Consider the following 20806-nt stretch of genomic DNA (forward strand, 5'->3'; position numbering starts at 1 on the left):
GCCTCGAACGACCGCCTCGCGGCGGACGCCATGCCTCAAGCTGCGCCGCGCACCTGGGTTCCAGCACGCGCGGCAGATCCCGCACGCAAGGAACGTGCGGCCGTCTGACCAGAGCGGATCGCTCCCTCGATCGTCGACGGCAGGCCGGTGGCGGTCCAATCGCCTGCCAGGACGAGATTGTCGTAGGCGGTTTCGGCCTTCGGGCGCCGCGCGGCTTCCGCCGGCGTCGCCGCGAAGGTCGCACGCTTCTCCTTTACGATCTGCCAGCTGGGCAGGTCGGGTGCAAGGTTGCACAACTGTGCGATCTCGGCCCAGATCTGCCGCGCGAGGTCTTCGCGGGGCAGGTCGAGGAGCCGGTCGGCACCGCTGATCGTGACCGAATACCGGTCGGGATAGGCGAAAAGCCACTCCGTGAGGCTGTTGACCACGCCGAGGACGAGCGGGCTGCCGGGCTTCGGCACCAGCGCGAAATGCGCGTTCACGATAGAGCGGAATTCCACCGGTGCGAGGAGACCGGGCAACACCTCCCGGGCGACCCACGGCGGCAGCGCCAGCACGACGCCGTCCTCCGGACCGAGGGTCTCGGCACCGTCCGAGAACACGAGCTGCCCGACGCGGCCGTCCGCGAGGTCGAGGCCGCGCAGGCGCCGGCCGAGGCGGATCTCGCAGCCGCGGCTCGTGAGGTAGCGGATCGCCGGATCCACGAAGGCGTAGGACAGCCCTTCGACGGCCACGAGCGGGCGGCAGGCCTTGCCGCCCGCCCCCAGGGTCTCGCGCAGGATCCGCGCCGCCAGCCCGACGTCGCTGTCGCGGGGCTCGGTGTTGAGGGCCGCGAGCAGCACCGGGTGCCAGAGGCGCCGGTAGAGCGTGCCCTCGCAGGCCATGTGGGCGCCGATCGTGCCGCCCGCGCCCTCCGCCTTGCCGGAGGCCGCGCGCAGGATCCCGAGGGGCGCGAGGTAGTCCCGCGCCCGGGTGCCGGGGACGCGGCGGGCCGGGCTCATGACCCACCAGGGCAGCCGCCCGGCGTTGGGCCGAAGCCGCCAGCGCTCGCCGGTCTTCAGGTCGGCGAAGTCGAACTCCGCCACGTCCGGCCCCACCAGGGCGTCGGCCGGCGCGCCGATCGTCCGGAGGAACCCGAGGGAATCGGCGTTGCCGGACAGCAGCAGGTGGTTGCCGTTGTCGATGGTCAGGCCGAGGGCCGGGTCGTAGTACGAGCGGCAGCGGCCGCCGGCCTGCTTGGCGGCCTCGTGCAGGACCACCCGGGCGCCGGATTCGGCGAGCGCGACGGAAGCGGCGAGGCCGGCGAGGCCGGCGCCGACGACGTGGACGGTGCCCATCAGATCAGGCCGTGCCGGACGACGACGCCCAGCAGCGCGAGTTTGCCGGGCTTCACCCGGGCGCGGGGCATCGCCCAGCCGCGCGCGAGGACCGCCTTGAGGTAGAGGTGATAGGCGGCGGCCATCAGCCGGGCGGCCTTGGTCGCCTTGCGGGGGCTGCGCCGGATGATCTCCCAGGTCGCCTGGTAATGGTCCTCGGCCTCGCGGGCGAGGGAGATGCAGACCTCGCCGATGCGGGGGTGGCCGATCGCCTCTGCCGGCGTCGGGTCGGTGAGGCCGATCGCCCGGAGCTTCTCGCGCGGCAGGTAGAGGCGGCCGCGCTCGGCATCCTCGTCGATGTCGCGCAGGATGTTGGTGAGCTGGAGCGCGCGGCCCTGGTGCCACGCCAGCCGGATGCCGTCCGCCTCCGGCATGCCGAAGATCCGCACCGACAGCCGGCCGACCGCGCTGGCGACCCGGTCGCAGTAGAGGTCGAGGGTCTCGGCGTCGGGGGCGACGATGTCCTCGACGGCGTCCATCGCCATGCCGTCGATGACCGCCTGGAAATCCTCGCGCTTCAGGCCGAATCGGCGCACGGGCTCCACGAGGTCGCGCACCCGCGGGGCCGGGCGGCCGGCGTAGAGCGCGTCGATATCGGCCCGCCAGCGGTCGAGCTCGACCTGCCGGACGGCCCGGGTGCCGCCGTCGTCGGCGACGTCGTCGACGGCGCGGCAGAAGGCGTAGACGGCGTACATCGCCTCCCGCCGCTCCTTCGGCAGCAGGCGCATCGCCGTGTAGAAGGAGGAGCCGGCGGCGGGCAGCGCCGGGGCGGCGCTCGCGTGGTCCTGGGCGGGCGTGGCGGTGGCGGTCACGAGCGGATTCCCTGAGCCGCGGCCCGGACGGTCCGGCCGCGGAAGGGCCGGCGCGCCAGGGTGGCGGCGACGCCGCCCAGCGCCGTCAGCGCGAAGGCGGCCTTGCCGTGATGGACTTTCTCCGAGAGCGGGTCGCGCTCCAGCAGGCCCCGGCTCAGCACGACGGCGAGCCGGTGGATGGCGGCGATCTCCAGCGACAGGCGCAGGTCGTCGATCAGGTCCGGCAGGACCGCGCCCTCGTCGAGGAGGTCGAGGCAGCGCTGCGCCAGCTCGCGGATCGCGGCCCGGAGCTGCGGCGGCGCCTCGGCCTCGCCGAGCATCGCCACGGTGGCGCCGTGGCGGTCGAGGCAATCCTGCGGGAGGTAGACCCGGTCGAGCGCCGCGAAGTCCTTGCCGCAATCCTGGAGGTGGTTGATCACCTGGAGCGCCGCGCAGATGGCGTCGGACGCCCGGTAGACCCGGGCCGGGTCTTCGCCGTGCACGTCGAGGACGTAGCGGCCCACCGGCATCGCCGAGTAGCGGCAGTAGTGGATCAGCCCGTCCCAGTCCGCGTAGCGGTTCTTGCGCGCGTCCATGCGGAACGCGTCGAGGAGTTCCAGGGCGTGCCGGGGCGGCAGGCCGCGGGCCGCGAGCTCGCGCTTCAGCGGCTCGGCCTCGGGATCGGACGGCCCGGCGCCGGTGAGCGCGTCGGCGAGGCGATCGAGCAGCTCGATCTTGCGCTCGGGCGACAGGGCGGCGTGATCGGCCACGTCGTCGCCGGCGCGGACGAAGTTGTAGAACGCCAGGATCGCGCCCCGGTGGCGGGGATGGATCAGGTGCGAGGCGACGGGGAAGTTCTCGTCGCGGTGCCCCTTGCCGGAGCGCGTCGCGGTGGCGGAATCGAGGGTGCTCATGCGAGGTAGCCCGCCTCCCGGAACCACGTGATCGCGTCCGACAGGCCCTCGCGGTACGGCCGGGCCGTGTAGCCGAGTTCGGCGCGCGCCTTCCTGTCCGAGAAGAACATCCGGTAGCGCGACATGCGGATCCCGTCGATCGTCGCGAAGGGCTGCCTGCCGGTGACCCGCGCGGCGAGCTGCGCGAAGAACGCCACCGGGTAGACGGCGGCCCGGGGCAGATTCACGGTCGGCGGCTTGCGCCCGACCATGCCGGCGATGTCGGCGAGCATCTGCGAGAGGAACACGTCCTCGCCGCCGAGGATGTAGCGCTCGCCGATGCGGCCCCTGCGCAGCGCCAGGAGGTGCCCCTGGGCCACGTCGTCCACGTGGGCGAGGTTGAGCCCGGTATCGACGAAGGCCGGCATCTTGCCGAGCGCCGCCTCCTGGATGATCCGGCCGGTCGGCGTCGGCTTGACGTCGCGGGGACCGATCGGCGTCGACGGGTTGACGATCACCGCCCGCAGGCCGTCCCGGGCGACCATCTCCTCGACCACCCGCTCGGCCACGACCTTGCTGCGCTTGTAGGCGCCGATCGCGGTCTCGGGCGTCAGCGGCATGGTCTCGTCGGAGGGCGTGACGCCGTCGGCCGGCGGTTTGATCGTCGCGACGCTCGACGTGTAGACGACACGCTCCACGCCGGCCTCGAGCGCCGCGCGCATCATCAGGCGCGTGCCGTCGCGGTTGGTGCGGACGATCTCCTCCATGTCCGGCGCCCAGAGCCGGTAATCGGCCGCGGCGTGGATCAGGTAGCGCTGGCCGCGCATCGCCGCCGCCACGGCGGCCGGGTCGCGCATGTCGCCCTCGGCGATCTCGACGTCGGTCCAGGTGAGGTTGCGGCGGGGGCTCGACGCGCGCACGAGGATGCGCACCGGGAAGCCGGCCCGGCGGAACACGTCGACCAGGGCTGAGCCGAGGAAGCCGCTCGCGCCGGTGATCAGCACGGGACCGACCTCGGACGGGCCGGAAGCTGGGGCCTCTGCCATCGCGGATCTGGAGGATTACCGAAAACCAGTGCGGCCGGGGATCCCCAGCCGCGCCGCGCTTGTGTCATCGAACCGCCCGAGCGGCAAGCTTGAGCGGTGCCGGACAGGGTCGCGCCGCGGCGCGGCACGCGCCCGTGGGCGTGTTACGCACAACAGGCGGGGCCGTCCCGGCAGGGCCCGGCACGGGACGCGCGGCCCGATCCCCGCGGCCGCGGGCAGTTCGGGCCCGCGACCTACGCCGCGACCCACGCCGCGACCTTGCCACGACCTTGCCAGGTCGCGAAAAACCGACTATGCGCCGCCCCTCGCGTTCGCTCCGGCCGGGGGCTGAACGGACGGTGCCGCTCGCGGCACAGGGCTCTCCCAGATCCCGTCGTCCGGTGTCTCCGCCTTCGATCAACCGCTCGGGCCTGAAAATCGGCTCGAAGGGCTTGGCGCCGAGCGTAGCGCGAGATGAACCGGCCCGAATCAGCCGCCTTCCGGCGGCCGGGCTCCTTTTGACGATGAAAGGCCCGACAATGCCTCTCTACGAGCATGTGCTCTTGGCCCGCCAGGACGTGACGTCCCAGCAGGTCGAGACGATGATCGACACCTACAAGGGTGTGATCGAGCAGAACGGTGGCCGTCTCGAGAAGATCGAGATGTGGGGCGTGAAGTCCCTCGCCTACCGGATCAAGAAGAACCGCAAGGCGCACTTCGCCCTCCTCAACATCGACGCCCCGCCGGCCGCCATCGCCGAGATGGAGCGCCAGATGCAGATCTCCGAGGACGTGCTGCGCTTCATGACCATCCGGGTCGAGGAGCTCGATTCCGAGCCGTCCGCCATGATGCAGAAGCGCGACCGCGACGACCGCAAGGATCGCGAGCGCGGCCGTCGTCGCGATGACGAGGGCTTCGGCGGTGGCGGCTTCGGCGGCGACCGTGGTGACCGCGGCGATCGCGGTGACCGCGGCGAGCGCAGCTTCGGCGGGGAGGGCTAACCCATGGCATTCGGTGCTGGTGCGGGCGGCGGACGCCGTCCCTTCTTCCGTCGTCGCAAGACCTGCCCGTTCTCCGGCGCGAACGCGCCGAAGATCGACTACAAGGACGTCAAGCTCCTGTCCCGCTACGTGTCCGAGCGCGGCAAGATCGTGCCGTCGCGGATCACCGCGGTCTCGGCCAAGAAGCAGCGCGAACTCGCCCAGGCGATCAAGCGCGCCCGCTTCCTCGGCCTGCTGCCCTACGTGATCAAGTAGGCCATCAGAACCCGCCGGCCCGGCATCTGCCCGGGCCGGCCCTCCCAGAGGGCGGCTCGCGCCGCCCGATCGTTGGGGCGCGTAGCCGCCTCTAACCCTGCCGTACCGGCAGCGGGACAGCGGAATTCATGGCACAGCACATCGGCATCGGTATCGGCGCGGGCCTCGTCTCCGCACTCCTGTTCGGGGTGCTGCTGAAGGCGACGCCGCTCGCGATCCTGCTCTACCTCGTGGCGCCGCTTCCGATCCTGATCGTCGGCCTGGGCTGGAGCCACAAGGCCGCGCTCGCCGCGGCCGCCGCCGGCAGCCTCGCGCTGGTCCTGGTGATCGCGCCCTTCCTGGGACTAGCCTTCGCGGCCTACATCGCCCTGCCCGCCTGGTGGCTCGCCTACCTCGCGCTCCTCGGGCGCGAGACGCCCGCCGGCCTCGAATGGTACCCGACCGGCCGCCTGCTCGGCTGGATCGCCGCCACGGCCGCCCTCGCCTTCATCGCCATCGCGGTCCTGTCGTCGCCGAACCACGCCGCCTTCGACGCGCAGCTGCGCGGGCTCGCCCAGACCCTGGTCCAGACGCGGCTGCCCTCCGCCCGCCCGTCCCCCGAGACCCCGCGCGCCGAGGCCCAGCGCGCAGATGCCCCGCGCGCCGACGCGCCCTCGACCGGCAGCGAGGCGGCCGGCAAGGACGGGGCGGCGACGCCCGGTCCGGCCCCGCAGGCCGACGCCGACCCGGCGGACGTCACGCGGGCCGAGGTGGCGGACGCCCTCGCCCGCGTCGTGCCCGCCTTCGCGGCGAACGGCCTCGCCCTGCTGCTGGCCTTCTACCTCTGGGCGTCGGCCCGGATCGTGAAGATCTCCGGCCGCCTGCCGCGGCCCTGGCCCGACATCCCCTCGACCGCCATGCCGCGCAGCACGCTCGTGGCGGTCGCGGCGGCCGTCGGGATGTGCTTCGCGCCCGGCTATGTCGGCGTGTTCGGGGTCGCGCTGCTCGGCGCGTTCAGCGCCGCCTTCGCCCTCCAGGGGCTCGCCGCCTTCCACGACCGCTCCCGCGGCCGGCCGGGGCGCGGGCTCATGCTGTTCGGCATGTACCTGATCCTGTTCGTGACCCAGGGCATCGCCCTGGTCGCCCTGACCCTGTTCGGCCTCGCCGACACAGCCCTCGACCGCCGACGCCCCAAGGGCGATCCGGCGCCGTGAGACCCCGGCCCGCGTGGCCGAACACCTGAAGGAGAAAGACCATGGAAGTGATCCTGCTCGAGCGCGTGGCCAAGCTTGGCCAGATGGGCGAGACCGTGAATGTCCGTCCGGGCTTCGCCCGCAACTTCCTGCTCGCCCGCGGCAAGGCCCTGCGCGCGACGGAAGCCAACAAGAAGCACTTCGAGGCCCAGCGCGCCCAGCTCGAGGCTCGCAACCTCGACCGCAAGAAGGACGCCGAGGTCGTCGCCGAGAAGCTGAACGGCCAGAGCTTCGTCCTCATCCGTCAGTCCGGCGAGACCGGCGTTCTGTACGGCTCGGTCTCGACCCGCGACCTCGCCGAGGTCGTCGCGAAGGAGGGCTTCACGGTCGATCGCGGTCAGTTCACCCTGAACCAGCCGATCAAGACGCTGGGCCTTCACACGGTCCCGGTGGTGCTGCACCCCGAGGTCGAGGTGGAGATCACCGTCAACGTCGCCCGCAGCCCCGAGGAGGCCGAGCGTCAGGCCCGCGGCGAGTCGGTGACCGAGCGCGAGGCGTTCAACCTCGACGACCTCGGCCTCGAGGTCGGTCAGGCGCTGGCCGATGCCGGCGAGGGCGCCGACGACCGCGGCTGATCCCCGGTTGCAGGCTCGACCGGCCGGCCAACCGGCCGGTCGGGCCTGCGGCGGCGTGGCCGAGCCGCGAGGCCGACCCCGCCGTGTATACCGGTGAACACTGGGGATGATGGTCCCCGAGACTTGACACGTTCCAGTTTTGTTCCAGCATGGACGCCCGCCCCTCGCGAGAGTCGGCGGGCGTCCGCTTTTCCGCGCCCCGGCCCGGGAGAACCGGCCGTCGGCTAGGCTTCGGTAACCATACCGGCGCCAAGGTCGTGCGGTGTGATCCTGGCGCGCCCGCCGCGGCGCCTGATACGGAGTCGTCCGCCGATGGCCTTGCCCAATGCGCTCACGGCCAAGCTCGAAGCGGTCCAGGCCGAGTACCGCGTCGCCCCGCACAACATCGACGCGGAGCAGGCGCTGCTGGGCGCGATCCTGGTGAACAACGACGCCTATTATCGGGTGTCGGACTTCCTGCTGGCCGAGCACTTCATGGAGGATGCCCACCAGCAGATCTTCACGGTGGCGGCCTCCCTGATCAAGGCCGGCAAGCTCGCCACGCCCATCACCATGAAGACCTATCTGGGCGACGCCGATTTCGGCGGCCAGACGGTGATGCAGTACCTCGCGCGCCTCGCCGCCGACGCGACGACGGTGATCAACGCCGGCGAGTACGGCCGCACGATCTACGACCTCGCCATCCGTCGCCGGCTGATCACCATCGGCGAGGATCTGGTGAACGGCGCCTACGAGGCGCCGGTGGAGCAGGCGCCCCGGGACCAGATCGAGGAGACCGAGCGCCGGCTCTACGAGCTGGCCGAGGCCGGACGCTACGACGGCGGCTTCCAGAAATTCTCGGACGCGCTGACCGCCGCGGTCGACATGGCGGCCAAGGCCTACCAGCGCGACGGCAAGCTCTCGGGCATCGCCACGGGTCTGTCCGACCTCGACGCCAAGATGGGCGGCCTGCAGCCCTCCGATCTGATCATCCTCGCGGGGCGCCCGGCCATGGGCAAGACCTCGCTGGTGACCAACATCGCCTTCAACATCGCCAAGGCCTATCGCGGCGAGAAGCAGCCGGACGGCACGACCCGGACCGTCAACGGCGGCATCGTGGGCTTCTTCTCGCTGGAAATGTCAGCCGAGCAGCTCGCCACCCGTATCATCGCCGAGCAGTCGGGCGTGCCCTCGTACAAGATCCGCCGCGGCGATATCCGTCCGGAAGATTTCTACAAGATCACCGACGCGGCCCGGGACATGCAGACGATCCCGTTCTACATCGACCAGAGCGGCGGCATCTCGATCGCCCAGCTCGCCGCCCGGGCCCGGCGCCTGAAGCGCCAGAAGGGCCTCGACCTGCTGATCGTCGACTACCTCCAGCTCCTCTCGGGCTCGGGCAAGCGCAGCGACAACCGCGTGCAGGAGATGACCGAGATCACGACGGGCATGAAGGCGCTCGCCAAGGAGCTGGCGGTGCCGATCATCGGCCTGTCCCAGCTCTCCCGTCAGGTGGAGAACCGCGACGACAAGCGTCCGCAGCTCGCCGACCTGCGCGAATCGGGCTCGATCGAGCAGGACGCCGACGTCGTCATGTTCGTGTTCCGCGAGGAGTACTACGTCGGGAACAAGAAACCCCGCGAAGGGACCGAGGAGTTCTTCGCCTGGGAAGCCGAGATGCAGCGCGTCCACGGCAAGGCCGAGGTGATCCTCGGCAAGCAGCGTCACGGCCCCACCGGCACCGTGGAGCTGCAGTTCGACGCGAACATCACCCGGTTCTCGAACCTCGCGCAGACGGACCGGATCCCCGAGCAGATGTGAGCGTCGCGCCGTCATCGCGAGCGCGGCGAGGCGAGCCGGGCCGGCGCGCGATCGCCGAGTGTGGCGCCGGCTGGATTGCTTCGCTGCGCTCGCAAGGACGGTGAGGAGCTTTGCTGACCAGGACTTGGAGCGATGTCCCGGTCGTTCTGGCCTTCGTCGGGAGCCGCGAACCATCGCCAAGCCCGGCCGTTGTGGGAGGGTGTGTCCCGCCGCGGCAGGAGCGACGATGAGCGAGCCGACCCCTCCGAAGATGCCGTACTGGCACGTCTACACCGATGCGGAGGGTGTGAGCCGCCAGGAGCTGTTCCACCTCGAGCGGTTCAAGTTCGAGGGGATCAACCCCGAGACCGCGCCGCAGTGGAACGACAAGATGGACCCGGCGCCGTCGGTCGTGACCTTCACGGTCCTGCCGGTCGGCTGGGTCGGCGAGTGGCACGAGAATCCGCGGCCGCAATGGATCGCCGTCCTGTCGGGCCGCTGGTTCGTCGAGACGATGGACGGCCACCGGGTCGAGATGGGCCCGGGCGAGCTGATGATGGGCGAGGACCAGAACACGAAGGCGCGCGACGGCCGGAAGGGCCACCTGTCCGGCACGGTGGGCGACGAGCCCTGCACGATGATCGTGACCGGGCTCCAGGTCGAGCCGACCGTCAATCAGCCCGGCCGCTTCAAGTAGGGGCGGTTCCATGGACGGCTTCGAACTCACGCAGCCGCGCTTCAAGGCCTACATCCTGCCGAACGCGCCGCTGCAGAAGCTCGCGGACGGGTTCCGCTGGACCGAGGGCCCGGTCTGGTTCGGCGACCGCGACGAGCTCCTGTTCTCGGACCTTCCCAACAACCGGGTGATGCGCTGGTCGGAATCCGCCGGCCTGAGCGTCTACCGCGAGGCGAGCGACTTCGAGAACGGCCACGCCCGCGACCGCCAGGGGCGGATGCTGTCCTGCTCGCACCGCGGCCGGCGCATCCATCGGACCGAGCTCGACGGGCGAGTCACCGGCCTGGTCGAGCGCTACCGGGGGCGACGCCTGAACTCGCCCAACGACATCGTCTGCAAGTCGGACGGGACGATCTGGTTCTCGGACCCGCCCTACGGCATCCAGACCGACTACGAGGGCGGCAAGCAGGAATCGGAGTTGCCCGCCGCCGTCTACCGCTTCGATCCGCGCGACGGCTCGCTGCGGGTGGTGGCCGACGACTTCCAGGGGCCGAACGGGCTCTGCTTCTCGCCCGACGAGCGCAGGCTCTACATCGTCGAGACCGGGCTGCAGTTCGACACCGATCCGCTCCAGCACGTGCGCGTCTTCGACGTGGCCGAGGACGGCAGCCTGTCGGGCGGCGCGGTCCTCTTCAAGATCGCGCCCGGTAACGCCGACGGCATCCGGTGCGACGAGCACGGCAATGTCTGGTCGAGCGCCGGGGACGGGGTCCACTGCATCGACCCCGGCGGCGAGCTGGTCGGCAAGATTTTCGTGCCCGCGACGGTGGCCAACCTCACCTTCGGCGGACGCAACAATAGCCGCCTGTTCCTGTGCGCCTCGCAGGCGCTCTACGCGATCTACGTGAACGTGCGGGGAGCACCGCTCCTGTGAGCGGCACCGCTCCCGAGGGCGGCGTGCGGGCCCTCGCGGGGTTCGGCCGCACGGTCGCGGACCTCGCCGTCACGGAGGCCTTCTACCGGGACGGGCTCGGCTTCGCGCGGGCCGCCCCGCCGGAGCCGGTTCCCGCCGCGCAGGCGGAGGCGATGGGGCTCGCGGACCGGCGCGCCACCCAGCTGCGCATGCGCCTCGGCGGGCAGACCGTGACCTTCCTGGCGGTCGATCCGCCCGGCGCGCCCTACCCGGCCGATCCCGCGGCGACCGACCCGTTCTTCCAGCACCTCGCGATCCCGGTCCGCGACATGGAAGCCGCGGCCGCGCGACTGGCACGGCTCGCCCCGACGCCGATCAGCCGTGGCGGGCCGCAGCGCCTGCCGGCCTCCACGGGGGGCGTGACCGCCTATAAGTTCCGCGACCCCGACGGGCATCCCCTGGAGCTGATCTTCTTCCCCGACGGCCCCGCAGCCGCCCGCTGGCGCGACGCGCCGGGCCTGTTCCTGGGGATCGATCACTCGGCGATCACCGTCACCGACCTCGACGCCACCCTGGCCTTCCTGACCGGCCCCCTCGGACTGGCGGTGTCGGAGCGCGGCCTGAACCGCGGGCCGGAGCAGGCGCGCCTCGACGGCGTCGACGATCCGCAGGTCGACGTGATCGCCCTGGCGCCGCCGGACCCCGCGCCGCACGTGGAGCTCCTGCATTACCGCACGCCCGCGACAGAGCGGCGGCTCGTCGTCGAGCCCGCCGACCGGGCCGCCACCCGCTACCTGTTCACCGCAGCGGATCCGCGGGCCCTGTCGCGGCGCCTGCGCGAGAGCGGGCGAACGCCGCGGACCTCCGCCGACGGCGCGGCGGCCTACTGCGCCGGCCCGGACGGACACGGCTTCTTGTTCGTGCGCGGCTGAGGCCTCCGCGCCGCGAGCGTGCTCCGGGCTTGACGCGTCGCCCCTCCGGCGTCCAATCCGGCCGCCCCGGAGGTGAGTTAGATGCCGCTCCTCGCCCTGCCCTTTCCGGCCATCGATCCGGTGGCGATCGCGATCGGGCCGATCACGATCAAATGGTACGCGCTCGCCTACATCGCCGGCCTGATCGGCGGCTGGTATTACGCGCGCCGCCTCGTCATGGCCGACAGCCTCTGGGGCGTGGTGAAGCGCCCGCAGGTCGTCGACATCGACGACCTCGTCGTCTGGGTGGCGCTCGGCGTCGTGCTCGGCGGGCGGATCGGCTACGTGCTGTTCTACAATCTGCCGATGTACATCGCCGATCCGTGGGAGATCCTGGCGATCCGCAACGGCGGCATGTCGTTCCACGGCGGCTTCATCGGGGCCATCCTGGCCTTCGTGCTGTTCGCCCGCGGGAAAGGTCTCAACGCCTACACGCTCCTCGATATCGGCGCCGTGGTGGTGCCGATCGGCCTGTTCTTCGGCCGGATCGCTAATTTCGTGAACGGCGAGCTCTGGGGCCGCGTGGCGCCGGACTTCCCTTACGCGATCGTGTTCCCGAGCGGCGGCCCGCTGCCGCGCCACCCGAGCCAGCTCTACGAGGCCGCCACCGAGGGCCTGCTGCTGTTCATCGTGATGGCGGTCAGCGTCCGCCGGTTCGGCTTCCGCAAGCCCGGGCTCCTCGGCGGCATCTTCGTCCTCGGCTACGCGCTGGCCCGGACCGTCTGCGAGTTCTTCCGCGAGCCGGATCGCCAGCTCGGCTTCCTGTTCGGCGACCATCTCGGTCCGATGGGCGGCGGCGTGACCATGGGCATGCTGCTGTGCGTGCCGATGATGATCGTCGGCCTGACCTACATCGTGCTGGCCGCGACCGGCCGGACACGGCCCCGCCATCCGGTGGAAGCGCCGGCCGCCGAGGCCGCCCGCAAGGCGGCCGTCGAGGCGTGACCCCCCTCGGAACCGAGATCGCGGCGCTGATCCGGCAGAACGGGCCGATCGGCGTCGACCGCTACATGGCCCTCTGCCTCGGCCACCCGGTCCACGGCTACTACCGCACCCGCGATCCCCTGGGCGCCCAGGGCGACTTCACCACCGCGCCCGAGATCAGCCAGATGTTCGGCGAACTGCTCGGTGCCTGGACAGCCTACGTCCGCGGCCCGATCGGGTCGCCGGATCCGCTCCTCCTGGTGGAGCTGGGGCCCGGCCGCGGCACGCTGATGGCGGACGCGCTGCGCGCGCTGCGGGCAGCGCTCCCGGGGGTGCGCGTGGCACCGCACCTCGTCGAGACGAGCCCGGTGCTGCGGGCCGCGCAGGCGCGCGCCCTCGCCGGGACCGGTGCCGCGTGGCACGACAGCGTCGAGACGCTGCCCGAGGGGCCGGCGATCATCCTGGCCAACGAGTTCTTCGACTGCCTGCCGGTGCGCCAGTTCGAGCGCCGGCCGTCGGGCTGGCACGAGCGGCAGATCGGTCTCGATCCGGCGGGCGGCCTCGCTTTCGGCCTGTCGCCGGAGCCGGTCCCGGGCCTCGCGGCGGACGGCCCGGACGGCGCGCTGATGAGCGTGCCGGCGGCCGGGCTCGCGCTGATCCGCGCGCTGGCGCGGCGGCTGTGTTCCGAAGGCGGCGCCCTGCTGGCCATCGATTACGGCCATGTGCGTCCGGGCTTCGGCGACACCCTCCAGGCGCTGGCGGGACATCGCTTCGCCGACCCGCTGGCGGAGCCCGGCGAGGCGGACCTGACGCATCATGTCGATTTCGCCGCCCTCGCCCAGGCGGCGCGGGCCGAGGGCGCCGCGATCCACGGCCCCGTCGATCAGGGCGACTTCCTGGCCGCCCTCGGACTCGGAGCCCGTGCCGAGCGTCTGAAGGCACGGGCGAGCCCCGCGCAGGCCGCCGCGATCGACGCTGCGACCGCGCGCCTGACCGATCCGGCCCGGGGCGGGATGGGAAGCCTGTTCAAGGTGCTGGCGGTGAGCGGCCCGTCCGTCGGGCCGCTCCCGGGATTTCCGGGGCTCTGAGCCGCCGGGACGATGCGCGGCCCCGTACGGGCCGGCTACTCTCAGCCGAAGGAGCCGAAGCCGGAATCGGTCTGGCTGGCGGGCCGCGGAGTCGGCGGCGCGGGCGGGTTGAGGTCGGTCGGGTCGAAGGCGGCGGGCTCTCCCGTGACGGGGTGGGCAGGCGCGCTCGGAATCCGGGGCTCTTCGGCCTCGGGCGTCTCGGGCAGGGCGTCGGTCTCGATCCCTCGTGACATCGCGATCCTTCTCAAGGCGGGGCCGGATCGGCTCCGTACTGCAATGCAGCAAGAATCTGACGGTTGAACGACATCGTCAAGGGTCCGCCCTTGCGCTATCGGGGCGCGACAGGGGCAAGCGCGAGGCCGACCGTGACCGCAGGCATGTTCATCGAGGCGCCGGAACTCTCCGCCCATGCGGGCGTCCGCCACGCCTTCTTCACCCGCGTCGGCGGGGTCTCCGAGGGCCTGTACGCGTCGCTCAACGGCGGCCTTGGCTCCCAGGACGCGCCGGAGCGCGTCGCCGAGAACAGGGCGCGGATGTGCGCGCAGCTCGGCCTGCCGCAGGACCGGCTCGTGAGCCTGTATCAGGTCCACTCGGCCGACGTGGTCACGGTCGAGGCCCCCTTCGCGGCGGAGCGGCCGAAGGCCGACGCCATGGTGACGCGGGTTCCGGGCCTGGCGCTCGGCATCGCCACCGCGGATTGCGGGCCGATCCTGTTCGCGGATCCCGAGAACGGCGTCGTCGGCGCCGCCCATGCCGGCTGGAAGGGTGCGCTCACCGGCGTGATCGGCGCGACCGTGTCGGCGATGGAGGCGCTCGGGGCGCGGCGCAGCCGCATCGTCGCCGTCCTGGGACCGACGATCGGTCAGGCCTCCTACGAGGTCGGTCCGGACTTCGTCGCGCGCTTCGGGAGCGATGCCCCCGGCATGGAGCGCTTCCTCGGCCCCGGCACGCAGCCGGGGCACGCCCAGTTCGATCTTCCGGGCTTCATCCTGGCCCGGCTCGGCGAGGCCGAGATCGGCGAGGCCACCGCACTCAATCTCTGCACTTACGCCGATCCGGAGCGGTTCTACAGCTACCGGCGGACCACGCATCGCGGCGAGGCGGATTACGGCCGCCTGATCTCCGCGATCACGCTGGTGCCCTGACGAGCCAGTGCGGCCTCGGAAAGGGGCTGCGACACTTTGTCGATCCTCGGCCCGAAAAAAAGCGTAGCCGTAAATGAACCTTGGCCATTCGACCGCGTTTAGGGGTCAAGGTGCCGGGGAAAACGGCGGGTTGCCACAAGGGGCCGCGAGAGCGGTCGGCGACACCGCGGAGCGCAAAGCAACCCTGGAACCGCTGGAACGCAGCCAGATCCGGTTCCGCAACCGTCCGCCCGTGGGACGGCGCGGACCACCAGTGAGGACCAGATCATGAAATCCATGCTCCGTGTGACCACGGCCCTCGCGGGCGTCGCCTTCGCGGGTTCGGCCTTCGCCGCCGACCTGCCGCGCCGCGCCGCCCCGCCGCCGGTGTTCACCCCCGTCCCGGTCTTCACCTGGACCGGCGCCTACTTCGGTATCAACGCCGGCTACGCCTTCGACGCCAGCGACCGCAACACCGGCAACACCTTCGCCGTCCCCTTCCCCTACGCCGCCCCCGGCACCGTCGCCTCCTTCCGCAACCGCAGCCAGGACGGCTTCTCCGGCGGTGGTCAGATCGGCTACAACTACCAGTTTACCCCGGGCTCCGGTGTCGTGATCGGCTTCGAGGCCGACGCCCAGTACCTCGACTTCGGCCGCAGCCGGAACAGCGCCTTCATCTCCGGCGCGCTGGCCCCCGGCTACTACGTCACCGACCCGCGCGGCCTCTCCAGCCTCGACTTCTTCGGCACCGTGCGCGGCCGCCTCGGCTACGCCTTCGACCGCACCCTCGTGTACGGCACCGGCGGCTTCGCCTACGGCTCCGGCAGCGCCGACCACAACTTCGCCGGCAACCCCGGCAACGACAGCTTCCGCACCGGCTGGGCCGCCGGCGGCGGCATCGAGTACGCCCTGCCCACCGACTCGTTCCTGAACTTCTTCCGCTCCTCGGCCGTGACGCTCAAGGTCGAAGGCCTGTACGTCAACCTCGACCGCGGCACCCGCAACCAGGGCGCGTTCGTCATCAACGCCGCCAACAACTTCCCGGTCGTCTACAGCGGCGTCGGCCGCCGCGACGACCAGTTCGCCGTCGTCCGCGCCGGCCTGAACTACAAGTTCGGCACGTTCTAGGATCGCGTCGGCGCGGCCGCGGCCGCGCCCCACACTCGGCATGCAGGAAGCCCGGCCGGCAGGTCGGGCTTCTCGCGTTTCCGGATAGGCGGATGAAGTTTTCGCAATCCCCCTGACAAAGCGTCGCCGCGCACCCATGTCCTAGCTGCCATGCGGCGCGTTCGGGCCCGCGGGTGAGATTCGAGGAGGACGACTCCATGAACAGCGAAGAACGCGACGTCATTTCGGGAATCTTCCAGCGGCTGGAGCAGGCGCAGACCCAGCCCCGCGACGCGGAGGCGGAGCGCTTCATCGCCGACAAGCTCCGCGCGCAGCCCTACGCGCCCTACGCGATGGCGCAGCTGATCTACGTGCAGGAAGAGGCGATCAAGAGCCTGAACCAGCAGCTGGAGCAGGCCCGCAGCCAAGCGGCCCCGGCCCAGTCCTCCGGTGGTGGCGGCTTCCTGTCGAGCATCTTCGGCGGCGGCAGCCAGCAGCGCCAGGAGCCCCAGCCCGGCTACGGGCAGCCGCGTCCGGGTGGCCAGCCCTGGGGCAATCAGGGCGGCCCGCCGCAGGGATATCCGCAGCAGGGCTACCCGCAGCAGGGCGGCTACCCGCAGCAGCAGGGCGGCCCGTGGGGCGGCCAGCCCCAGGCCCCGGCGCGCGGCGGCGGCTTCATGGCGACGGCCCTGCCCATGGCGGCCGGCGCTGCGGGCGGCATGCTCCTCGGCAGCGCCCTGTCGAACGCCTTCGCGGGCGGCCATTCGAGCCTCGGCAGCGCCGCGGCCGCCGGTCTCGGCGGCGGGGGCGAGACCGTCGTCAACAACTACTACGGCGATGGCGGCGGCAACCAAGATCTCGGCTCGGCCCTCGACAACAGCGGCGGCGACATGGGCAGCTTCCAGGACGCCGGCTACAGTGATCCGGGCGGTGATTTCGGCGGCGACCTCGGCGGCGGCGACGACAGCGACTGGACCTGATCGTCCCTGAGACGCAGCGGAAGGCCCGGTCGCGTCAGGCGCGGCCGGGCCTTTCTCGTATCCGGAAGGTCCGATCCGCGACCGGGGCCGCGTCGGCCGCTCAGAGGACCTCGACCCGCGTCCCCACCGGCACGCGCTCGTAGAGGTCGATGACGTCGTCGTTCATCATGCGGATGCACCCCGACGAGACCGACTGCCCGATCGTGTTGGGCTCGTTCGTCCCGTGGATCCGGTAGAGCGACGATCCCAGGTAGAGGGCGCGGGCGCCCAGCGGGTTCTCCGGGCCGCCGGCCATGTGGCGCGGCAGGTCGGGACGGCGGGCCAGCATCTCGGCCGGCGGCGTCCAGTCCGGCCACTCCGCCTTACGGCTGACCGTCTTCAGCCCGCTCCAGGCGAAACCGGGGCGGCCGACGCCGATCCCGTAGCGCAGGGCGCGCTGCCCGGCCTGCACCAGGTAGAGATGCTTTCCGGCGGTGTCGATCACGATCGTTCCGGGCTTCTGCCGCCCCGTGAAGGCCACTTCCTGGCGCTGGTACTCCGGCGAGACCGCGCGGCCGATCCGGCCCGGATCTCCCTGGGGCGCACCGTAGGCGGCCGCGGGCGGCGCACCGTAGGGCTGAGGGGCGCCGGAAGCCTGGCCATAGGGTTGGCCGTAAGCCTGCCCGTACGCCTGCCCGTAACCTTGCGCCGGCTCCGGCTCGACCGGCACCAGCTCGCCGGAATAGGCCGCGACGCGCTGCTGCGGCGCCGCGCGCTGCGGCCAGCCGCGCCCGGGCGCGCCGCCGGCGCTGCCGGTGACGAGATACTCGATCAGGCCGCCGCCGTAGCCGCCCTCGGCGTAGCGCGCCTGCTGCGCCCGGGCGGGGCCGCACAGCACGAACGCGGCCGCGGCCACACCCATTCCCAGACGGACTGAACGCCGCATCGTCGCATGCTCCCGAGCCGGTGCCCGTGCTCCCGGCCCGCGAACGATCCCGTCGAATTTTACCGAATCCGGTGAACGAACGTGGTGAATCGCCGGGGCGGCCCGGCCCGTCCCCGGCCCGTCGCGACCAGCGTGAATCGGCGGTTAAGCCCCGACGGGACCCTGGGCCCCCAGGCGCAGGCGGCTGGCGGTAAGAAGCTCGGCAGTCACAGTCCGCTAACCGTTATGGTAGACAGTCGCGGCGACGGAACCCGAACGCTCACGCCCGGACGATGACCCAGAAGCGCTATCGCATCGAAGACAGTCTCGGGCTTCCCGCGGCTCCCCCTCCCGGACCCGGGGCGTCCGCCTCGAGCGAGCGCCTGGAGGAGATCTTCAACGCCATCCAGGACTTGCGCCGCGTCACGCAGATGAGCGCGAGCGAGACCATCGAGTCGTGCCGCCGCGAGCTGCACGAGGCGCTGGCGATGCGCACCGAGCTCGACGTGATGAAGGAGGCGATCACCCGCACCAAGTCGGAGCTGGCGACGCTGCACCGGACCGAGAACACCGGCAAGGGCATGCGCCGGGCGGCCGACGAGCTCGACGCGGTGGTCGACTCGACGGAGCGCGCCACGACACAGCTCCTCGGCGCGATCGAGGAGATCGAGAGCCACGCCGGCATGCTCAACGCCGCGACGCTGCCGCCCGGCACGAAGCAGCACGTCGACGTGATCCTCGAGCGCGTGATCACCGCCTACGAGGCCTGCAACTTCCAGGACCTGACCGGCCAGCGGATCACCAAGATCGTCAGCGTGATGAAGTTCATCGAGGAGCATCTCGACCGGCTCATCGCCACGTGGTCGGAACTCGACAGCTTCAAGGAGCTCATCACCGTCATGCCGGTGCCGACGTCCCTGGACGACGAGAGCTCGCTCCTCAACGGGCCCAAGCTCGACCACGACATCGGCCACGTCGACCAGAGCGACATCGACTCGCTGTTCGACTGATCGAGCCGACCGGGCGCGCGATTTTTGTCGCCGCCCCGGTCCCCCTGGCGGTCCGGAACGCTTAGATCTGCGGTATGAGCCGCAGAGCCCTCTCAGACCTGCCCCCCGACACCTTCGACGACGGCCGCGACGCCGAGCGGGACGAGACCGCCGACGAGCCGGAAGCCGGCCTCCCCGAGACGGAGGCGCCAGAGATCGATTTCGACTTCGAGCCGGGCGCCGTCCAGGCCGGAACCGAGGTGATCCGCCGGTTCTGGTCGACCCTGCCGTCCTCGCCCGGCGTCTACCGGATGTTCGACCATCGCGGCGACGTCCTCTACGTCGGCAAGGCCAAGAACCTGAAGGCGCGGGTCGGCTCCTACGCGCGGGGCCAGGCGCACTCGAACCGCATCGCCCGGATGATCTCGCAGACGGCGGCGATGGAGTTCGTCACCACGGCGACCGAGACCGAGGCGCTCCTCCTCGAGGCCAACCTGATCAAGCAGCTGAAGCCGCGCTTCAACGTGCTGATGCGGGACGACAAGTCGTTCCCCTACATCCTGGTCACCGACGACGGCCCCGCCCCGCAGATCGTCAAGCACCGGGGCGCCCGGCGCCGGAAGGGCAATTATTACGGCCCGTTCGCCAGCGTGTGGGCGGTGAACCGGACGGTGAACGCCCTGCAGCGCGCCTTCCTGCTGCGCACCTGCACCGACAGCTACTACGAGAACCGCACCCGGCCCTGCCTGCTCTACCAGATCAAGCGCTGCTCCGGCCCCTGCACGGGCGAGATCGCCGCGGAGGACTACGCCGCCATGGCGGATTCCGCCCGGGCGTTCCTCGCCGGCAAGTCGAACGCCGTGAAGGACCGGATGCGCGCCGAGATGCAGGCGGCGTCCGAGGCGATGGAGTTCGAGCGCGCCGCCCGGTTCCGCGACCGCATCGCCGCCCTGTCGGCGATCCAGGGCGTGCAGGGGGTCAACACCCAGGGCGTCGAAGAGGCGGACGTGTTCGCGCTGGACGAGCAGGCCGGCCAGTTCTGCATCGAGGTGTTCTTCTTCCGGAACTTCCAGAACTGGGGCAACCGCGCCTATTTCCCGAAGGCCGACCGGACGATGACACCCGACGAGGTGCTGGGCTCGTTCATCGGCCAGTTCTACGACGACAAGCCCGCCCCCCGGACCGTGCTGACGAGCCACGCGATCGAGGACGCGGAGCTGGTCGCGGCGGCCCTGTCGAGCCGGGTGGAGTACCGCGTCGAGATTCACAGGCCGAGCCGCGGCGAGCGGAAGAACCTCGTCGACTACGCCCAGCGCAACGCCAAGGAGGCGCTGGCGCGGCGCCTCGCCGACACGGCCTCGCAGGGCAAGCTCCTCGCCGCCCTCGGCCAGGCCTTCGGGCTCGACGGGGCGCCCCGCCGGATCGAGGTGTACGACAACTCGCACATCATGGGCACGAACGCGGTCGGCGGCATGATCGTCGCCGGCCCGACGGGCTTCATGAAGGCGCATTACCGCACGTTCAACATCAAGTCCGAGGATCTGACCCCCGGGGACGATTACGGCATGATGCGCGAGGTGCTGCAGCGGCGCTTCAAGCGGCTCGTGAAGGAGGCGCCGCGCACGGAGCGCGAGGCGGCCGTGGCCGCCGCCGAGGGCGGCGTGCCGGAGCCGGTGCCGGCCCCGGCGGAGGAGAGCGAGGCGTTCCCGGCCTGGCCGGACCTCGTGCTGATCGACGGCGGCAAGGGCCAGCTCGACGCCGCGCGGGCGGCGCTGGATGAGGTCGGCGTGGCGGGCGTGCCGCTCGTCGGCGTCGCCAAGGGCCGCGACCGGGATGCGGGCCGGGAGACGTTTTTCGTGCCCGGCCGGCCACCCTTCAAGCTTCCGCCGCGCGACCCGACGCTCTACTTCGTGCAGCGGCTCCGCGACGAGGCGCACCGCTTCGCCATCGGCAGCCATCGGGCCAAGCGGAAGCGTGAGATGGTGAAGAATCCGTTGGACGAGATCGCCGGCATCGGTCCGAGCCGCAAGCGCGCGCTGCTGCACCACTTCGGGACCGTGAAGGCGATCGAGCGCGCCGCCTTCGAGGATCTGGCCAAGACCCCGGGCGTGAACGCCGCTACCGCGCGGGCGGTCTACGACTTCTTTCATGCCGGCGCCTGAGAACCCGGCCGCGATGGCCGAGGCGGAGTCTGGGGCGTTGA

21 protein-coding genes are annotated in these 20806 nt (G+C 71.5%); 15 read left to right on the forward strand and 6 right to left on the reverse strand.

Annotated elements, in window-relative coordinates:
- Positions 1-35: 35 nt before the first annotated feature.
- The 4 genes from hpnE to hpnA are packed head-to-tail and all read right to left on the reverse strand — an operon-like array spanning position 36 to position 4106.
- Positions 36-1337 (reverse strand): hydroxysqualene dehydroxylase HpnE, encoded by a 1302-nt coding sequence (hpnE, locus tag BM419_RS05745; protein WP_091925385.1) that lies wholly within the window; start codon positions 1335-1337, stop codon positions 36-38.
- Entirely contained in the window at positions 1337-2188 is an 852-nt protein-coding gene (hpnD, locus tag BM419_RS05750; RefSeq protein WP_020090629.1) for a presqualene diphosphate synthase HpnD, read from the reverse strand. The genes hpnE and hpnD overlap by 1 nt, the downstream gene beginning before the upstream one ends.
- Complete coding sequence (hpnC, locus tag BM419_RS05755) at positions 2185-3081, reverse strand: squalene synthase HpnC (RefSeq protein ID WP_091925388.1); 897 nt, start codon at positions 3079-3081, stop codon at positions 2185-2187. Before hpnC ends, hpnD begins: the two co-directional genes overlap by 4 nt.
- Positions 3078-4106 carry a hopanoid-associated sugar epimerase gene (hpnA, locus tag BM419_RS05760; RefSeq protein ID WP_091925391.1) on the reverse strand — a complete coding sequence of 343 codons (1029 nt, stop codon included), beginning with the start codon at positions 4104-4106 and terminating at the stop codon, positions 3078-3080. The genes hpnC and hpnA overlap by 4 nt, the downstream gene beginning before the upstream one ends.
- A gap of 518 nt (positions 4107-4624) precedes the next feature.
- Here hpnA and rpsF point away from each other — a divergent pair.
- The 10 genes from rpsF to BM419_RS05810 all read left to right on the forward strand — a co-directional run bounded on the left by rpsF (position 4625) and on the right by BM419_RS05810 (position 13499).
- On the forward strand, positions 4625-5086 hold the full coding sequence (rpsF, locus tag BM419_RS05765; protein WP_020090632.1) for a 30S ribosomal protein S6: 462 nt from the start codon (positions 4625-4627) through the stop codon (positions 5084-5086).
- 3 nt (positions 5087-5089) lie between these two features.
- Entirely contained in the window at positions 5090-5341 is a 252-nt protein-coding gene (gene rpsR / locus BM419_RS05770) for a 30S ribosomal protein S18 (protein ID WP_007561044.1), read from the forward strand.
- 128 nt (positions 5342-5469) lie between these two features.
- Positions 5470-6534 carry a DUF2232 domain-containing protein gene (locus tag BM419_RS05775; RefSeq protein ID WP_091925394.1) on the forward strand — a complete coding sequence of 355 codons (1065 nt, stop codon included), beginning with the start codon at positions 5470-5472 and terminating at the stop codon, positions 6532-6534.
- Between the two features lie 41 nt (positions 6535-6575).
- Positions 6576-7148, forward strand: a complete 573-nt coding sequence (rplI, locus tag BM419_RS05780; RefSeq protein WP_020090634.1) for a 50S ribosomal protein L9 — start codon at positions 6576-6578, stop codon at positions 7146-7148.
- A gap of 312 nt (positions 7149-7460) precedes the next feature.
- The gene (locus BM419_RS05785) at positions 7461-8948 is read left to right on the forward strand and encodes a replicative DNA helicase (RefSeq protein ID WP_020090635.1); all 1488 of its coding nucleotides are present in this window, start codon (positions 7461-7463) and stop codon (positions 8946-8948) included.
- 226 nt (positions 8949-9174) lie between these two features.
- Complete coding sequence (locus tag BM419_RS05790; protein WP_020090636.1) at positions 9175-9624, forward strand: cupin domain-containing protein; 450 nt, start codon at positions 9175-9177, stop codon at positions 9622-9624.
- Positions 9625-9634: 10 nt separating this feature from the next.
- Positions 9635-10537 (forward strand): SMP-30/gluconolactonase/LRE family protein, encoded by a 903-nt coding sequence (locus tag BM419_RS05795; RefSeq protein ID WP_091925397.1) that lies wholly within the window; start codon positions 9635-9637, stop codon positions 10535-10537.
- Positions 10534-11448: a VOC family protein gene (locus BM419_RS05800; protein ID WP_091925399.1), complete on the forward strand. Its 915-nt coding sequence runs from the start codon at positions 10534-10536 to the stop codon at positions 11446-11448. The genes BM419_RS05795 and BM419_RS05800 overlap by 4 nt, the downstream gene beginning before the upstream one ends.
- An 81-nt stretch (positions 11449-11529) precedes the next feature.
- On the forward strand, positions 11530-12432 hold the full coding sequence (lgt, locus tag BM419_RS05805) for a prolipoprotein diacylglyceryl transferase (protein ID WP_056531735.1): 903 nt from the start codon (positions 11530-11532) through the stop codon (positions 12430-12432).
- Positions 12429-13499 carry a class I SAM-dependent methyltransferase gene (locus tag BM419_RS05810; protein WP_091925402.1) on the forward strand — a complete coding sequence of 357 codons (1071 nt, stop codon included), beginning with the start codon at positions 12429-12431 and terminating at the stop codon, positions 13497-13499. The genes lgt and BM419_RS05810 overlap by 4 nt, the downstream gene beginning before the upstream one ends.
- A gap of 41 nt (positions 13500-13540) precedes the next feature.
- On the opposite strand, the gene BM419_RS05815 is transcribed toward BM419_RS05810, so the two are convergent.
- Positions 13541-13732 carry a hypothetical protein gene (locus BM419_RS05815; protein WP_012322302.1) on the reverse strand — a complete coding sequence of 64 codons (192 nt, stop codon included), beginning with the start codon at positions 13730-13732 and terminating at the stop codon, positions 13541-13543.
- 144 nt (positions 13733-13876) lie between these two features.
- Between BM419_RS05815 and pgeF the strand changes: the two genes are divergently transcribed.
- The 3 genes from pgeF to BM419_RS05830 all read left to right on the forward strand — a co-directional run bounded on the left by pgeF (position 13877) and on the right by BM419_RS05830 (position 16710).
- Complete coding sequence (gene pgeF / locus BM419_RS05820; protein ID WP_091925405.1) at positions 13877-14644, forward strand: peptidoglycan editing factor PgeF; 768 nt, start codon at positions 13877-13879, stop codon at positions 14642-14644.
- Between the two features lie 267 nt (positions 14645-14911).
- Positions 14912-15751, forward strand: a complete 840-nt coding sequence (locus tag BM419_RS05825; protein WP_091925408.1) for an outer membrane protein — start codon at positions 14912-14914, stop codon at positions 15749-15751.
- Positions 15752-15948: 197 nt separating this feature from the next.
- Entirely contained in the window at positions 15949-16710 is a 762-nt protein-coding gene (locus BM419_RS05830; RefSeq protein ID WP_091679149.1) for a DUF2076 domain-containing protein, read from the forward strand.
- A gap of 100 nt (positions 16711-16810) precedes the next feature.
- Here the strand turns inward: BM419_RS05830 and BM419_RS05835 are convergent, their stop codons facing one another.
- Positions 16811-17635 (reverse strand): L,D-transpeptidase, encoded by an 825-nt coding sequence (locus BM419_RS05835; protein WP_091925410.1) that lies wholly within the window; start codon positions 17633-17635, stop codon positions 16811-16813.
- 272 nt (positions 17636-17907) lie between these two features.
- Between BM419_RS05835 and BM419_RS05840 the strand changes: the two genes are divergently transcribed.
- Positions 17908-18624, forward strand: coding sequence for a protein phosphatase CheZ (locus tag BM419_RS05840; protein ID WP_020090645.1), 717 nt, complete (start codon positions 17908-17910; stop codon positions 18622-18624).
- Positions 18625-18698: 74 nt separating this feature from the next.
- The gene (gene uvrC, locus BM419_RS05845; RefSeq protein ID WP_091925413.1) at positions 18699-20765 is read left to right on the forward strand and encodes an excinuclease ABC subunit UvrC; all 2067 of its coding nucleotides are present in this window, start codon (positions 18699-18701) and stop codon (positions 20763-20765) included.
- The last annotated feature ends 41 nt before the right edge of the window (positions 20766-20806 follow it).

It is taken from the genome of Methylobacterium sp. yr668, assembly GCF_900116245.1.
Classification (GTDB): domain Bacteria; phylum Pseudomonadota; class Alphaproteobacteria; order Rhizobiales; family Beijerinckiaceae; genus Methylobacterium.

Bases quoted from the DNA above. Each gene is read 5' to 3' on its own strand.
- hpnE (WP_091925385.1), bottom strand. From the start codon at position 1,337: ATGGGCACCGTCCACGTCGTCGGCGCCGGCCTCGCCGGCCTCGCCGCT.
- hpnC (WP_091925388.1), bottom strand. From the start codon at position 3,081: ATGAGCACCCTCGATTCCGCCACCGCGACGCGCTCCGGCAAGGGGCAC.
- hpnA (WP_091925391.1), bottom strand. From the start codon at position 4,106: ATGGCAGAGGCCCCAGCTTCCGGCCCGTCCGAGGTCGGTCCCGTGCTG.
- rpsF (WP_020090632.1), top strand. From the start codon at position 4,625: ATGCCTCTCTACGAGCATGTGCTCTTGGCCCGCCAGGACGTGACGTCC.
- rpsR (WP_007561044.1), top strand. From the start codon at position 5,090: ATGGCATTCGGTGCTGGTGCGGGCGGCGGACGCCGTCCCTTCTTCCGT.
- BM419_RS05775 (WP_091925394.1), top strand. From the start codon at position 5,470: ATGGCACAGCACATCGGCATCGGTATCGGCGCGGGCCTCGTCTCCGCA.
- rplI (WP_020090634.1), top strand. From the start codon at position 6,576: ATGGAAGTGATCCTGCTCGAGCGCGTGGCCAAGCTTGGCCAGATGGGC.
- BM419_RS05785 (WP_020090635.1), top strand. From the start codon at position 7,461: ATGGCCTTGCCCAATGCGCTCACGGCCAAGCTCGAAGCGGTCCAGGCC.
- BM419_RS05790 (WP_020090636.1), top strand. From the start codon at position 9,175: ATGAGCGAGCCGACCCCTCCGAAGATGCCGTACTGGCACGTCTACACC.
- BM419_RS05795 (WP_091925397.1), top strand. From the start codon at position 9,635: ATGGACGGCTTCGAACTCACGCAGCCGCGCTTCAAGGCCTACATCCTG.
- lgt (WP_056531735.1), top strand. From the start codon at position 11,530: ATGCCGCTCCTCGCCCTGCCCTTTCCGGCCATCGATCCGGTGGCGATC.
- BM419_RS05815 (WP_012322302.1), bottom strand. From the start codon at position 13,732: ATGTCACGAGGGATCGAGACCGACGCCCTGCCCGAGACGCCCGAGGCC.
- pgeF (WP_091925405.1), top strand. From the start codon at position 13,877: ATGTTCATCGAGGCGCCGGAACTCTCCGCCCATGCGGGCGTCCGCCAC.
- BM419_RS05825 (WP_091925408.1), top strand. From the start codon at position 14,912: ATGAAATCCATGCTCCGTGTGACCACGGCCCTCGCGGGCGTCGCCTTC.
- BM419_RS05830 (WP_091679149.1), top strand. From the start codon at position 15,949: ATGAACAGCGAAGAACGCGACGTCATTTCGGGAATCTTCCAGCGGCTG.
- BM419_RS05835 (WP_091925410.1), bottom strand. From the start codon at position 17,635: ATGCGGCGTTCAGTCCGTCTGGGAATGGGTGTGGCCGCGGCCGCGTTC.
- BM419_RS05840 (WP_020090645.1), top strand. From the start codon at position 17,908: ATGACCCAGAAGCGCTATCGCATCGAAGACAGTCTCGGGCTTCCCGCG.
- uvrC (WP_091925413.1), top strand. From the start codon at position 18,699: ATGAGCCGCAGAGCCCTCTCAGACCTGCCCCCCGACACCTTCGACGAC.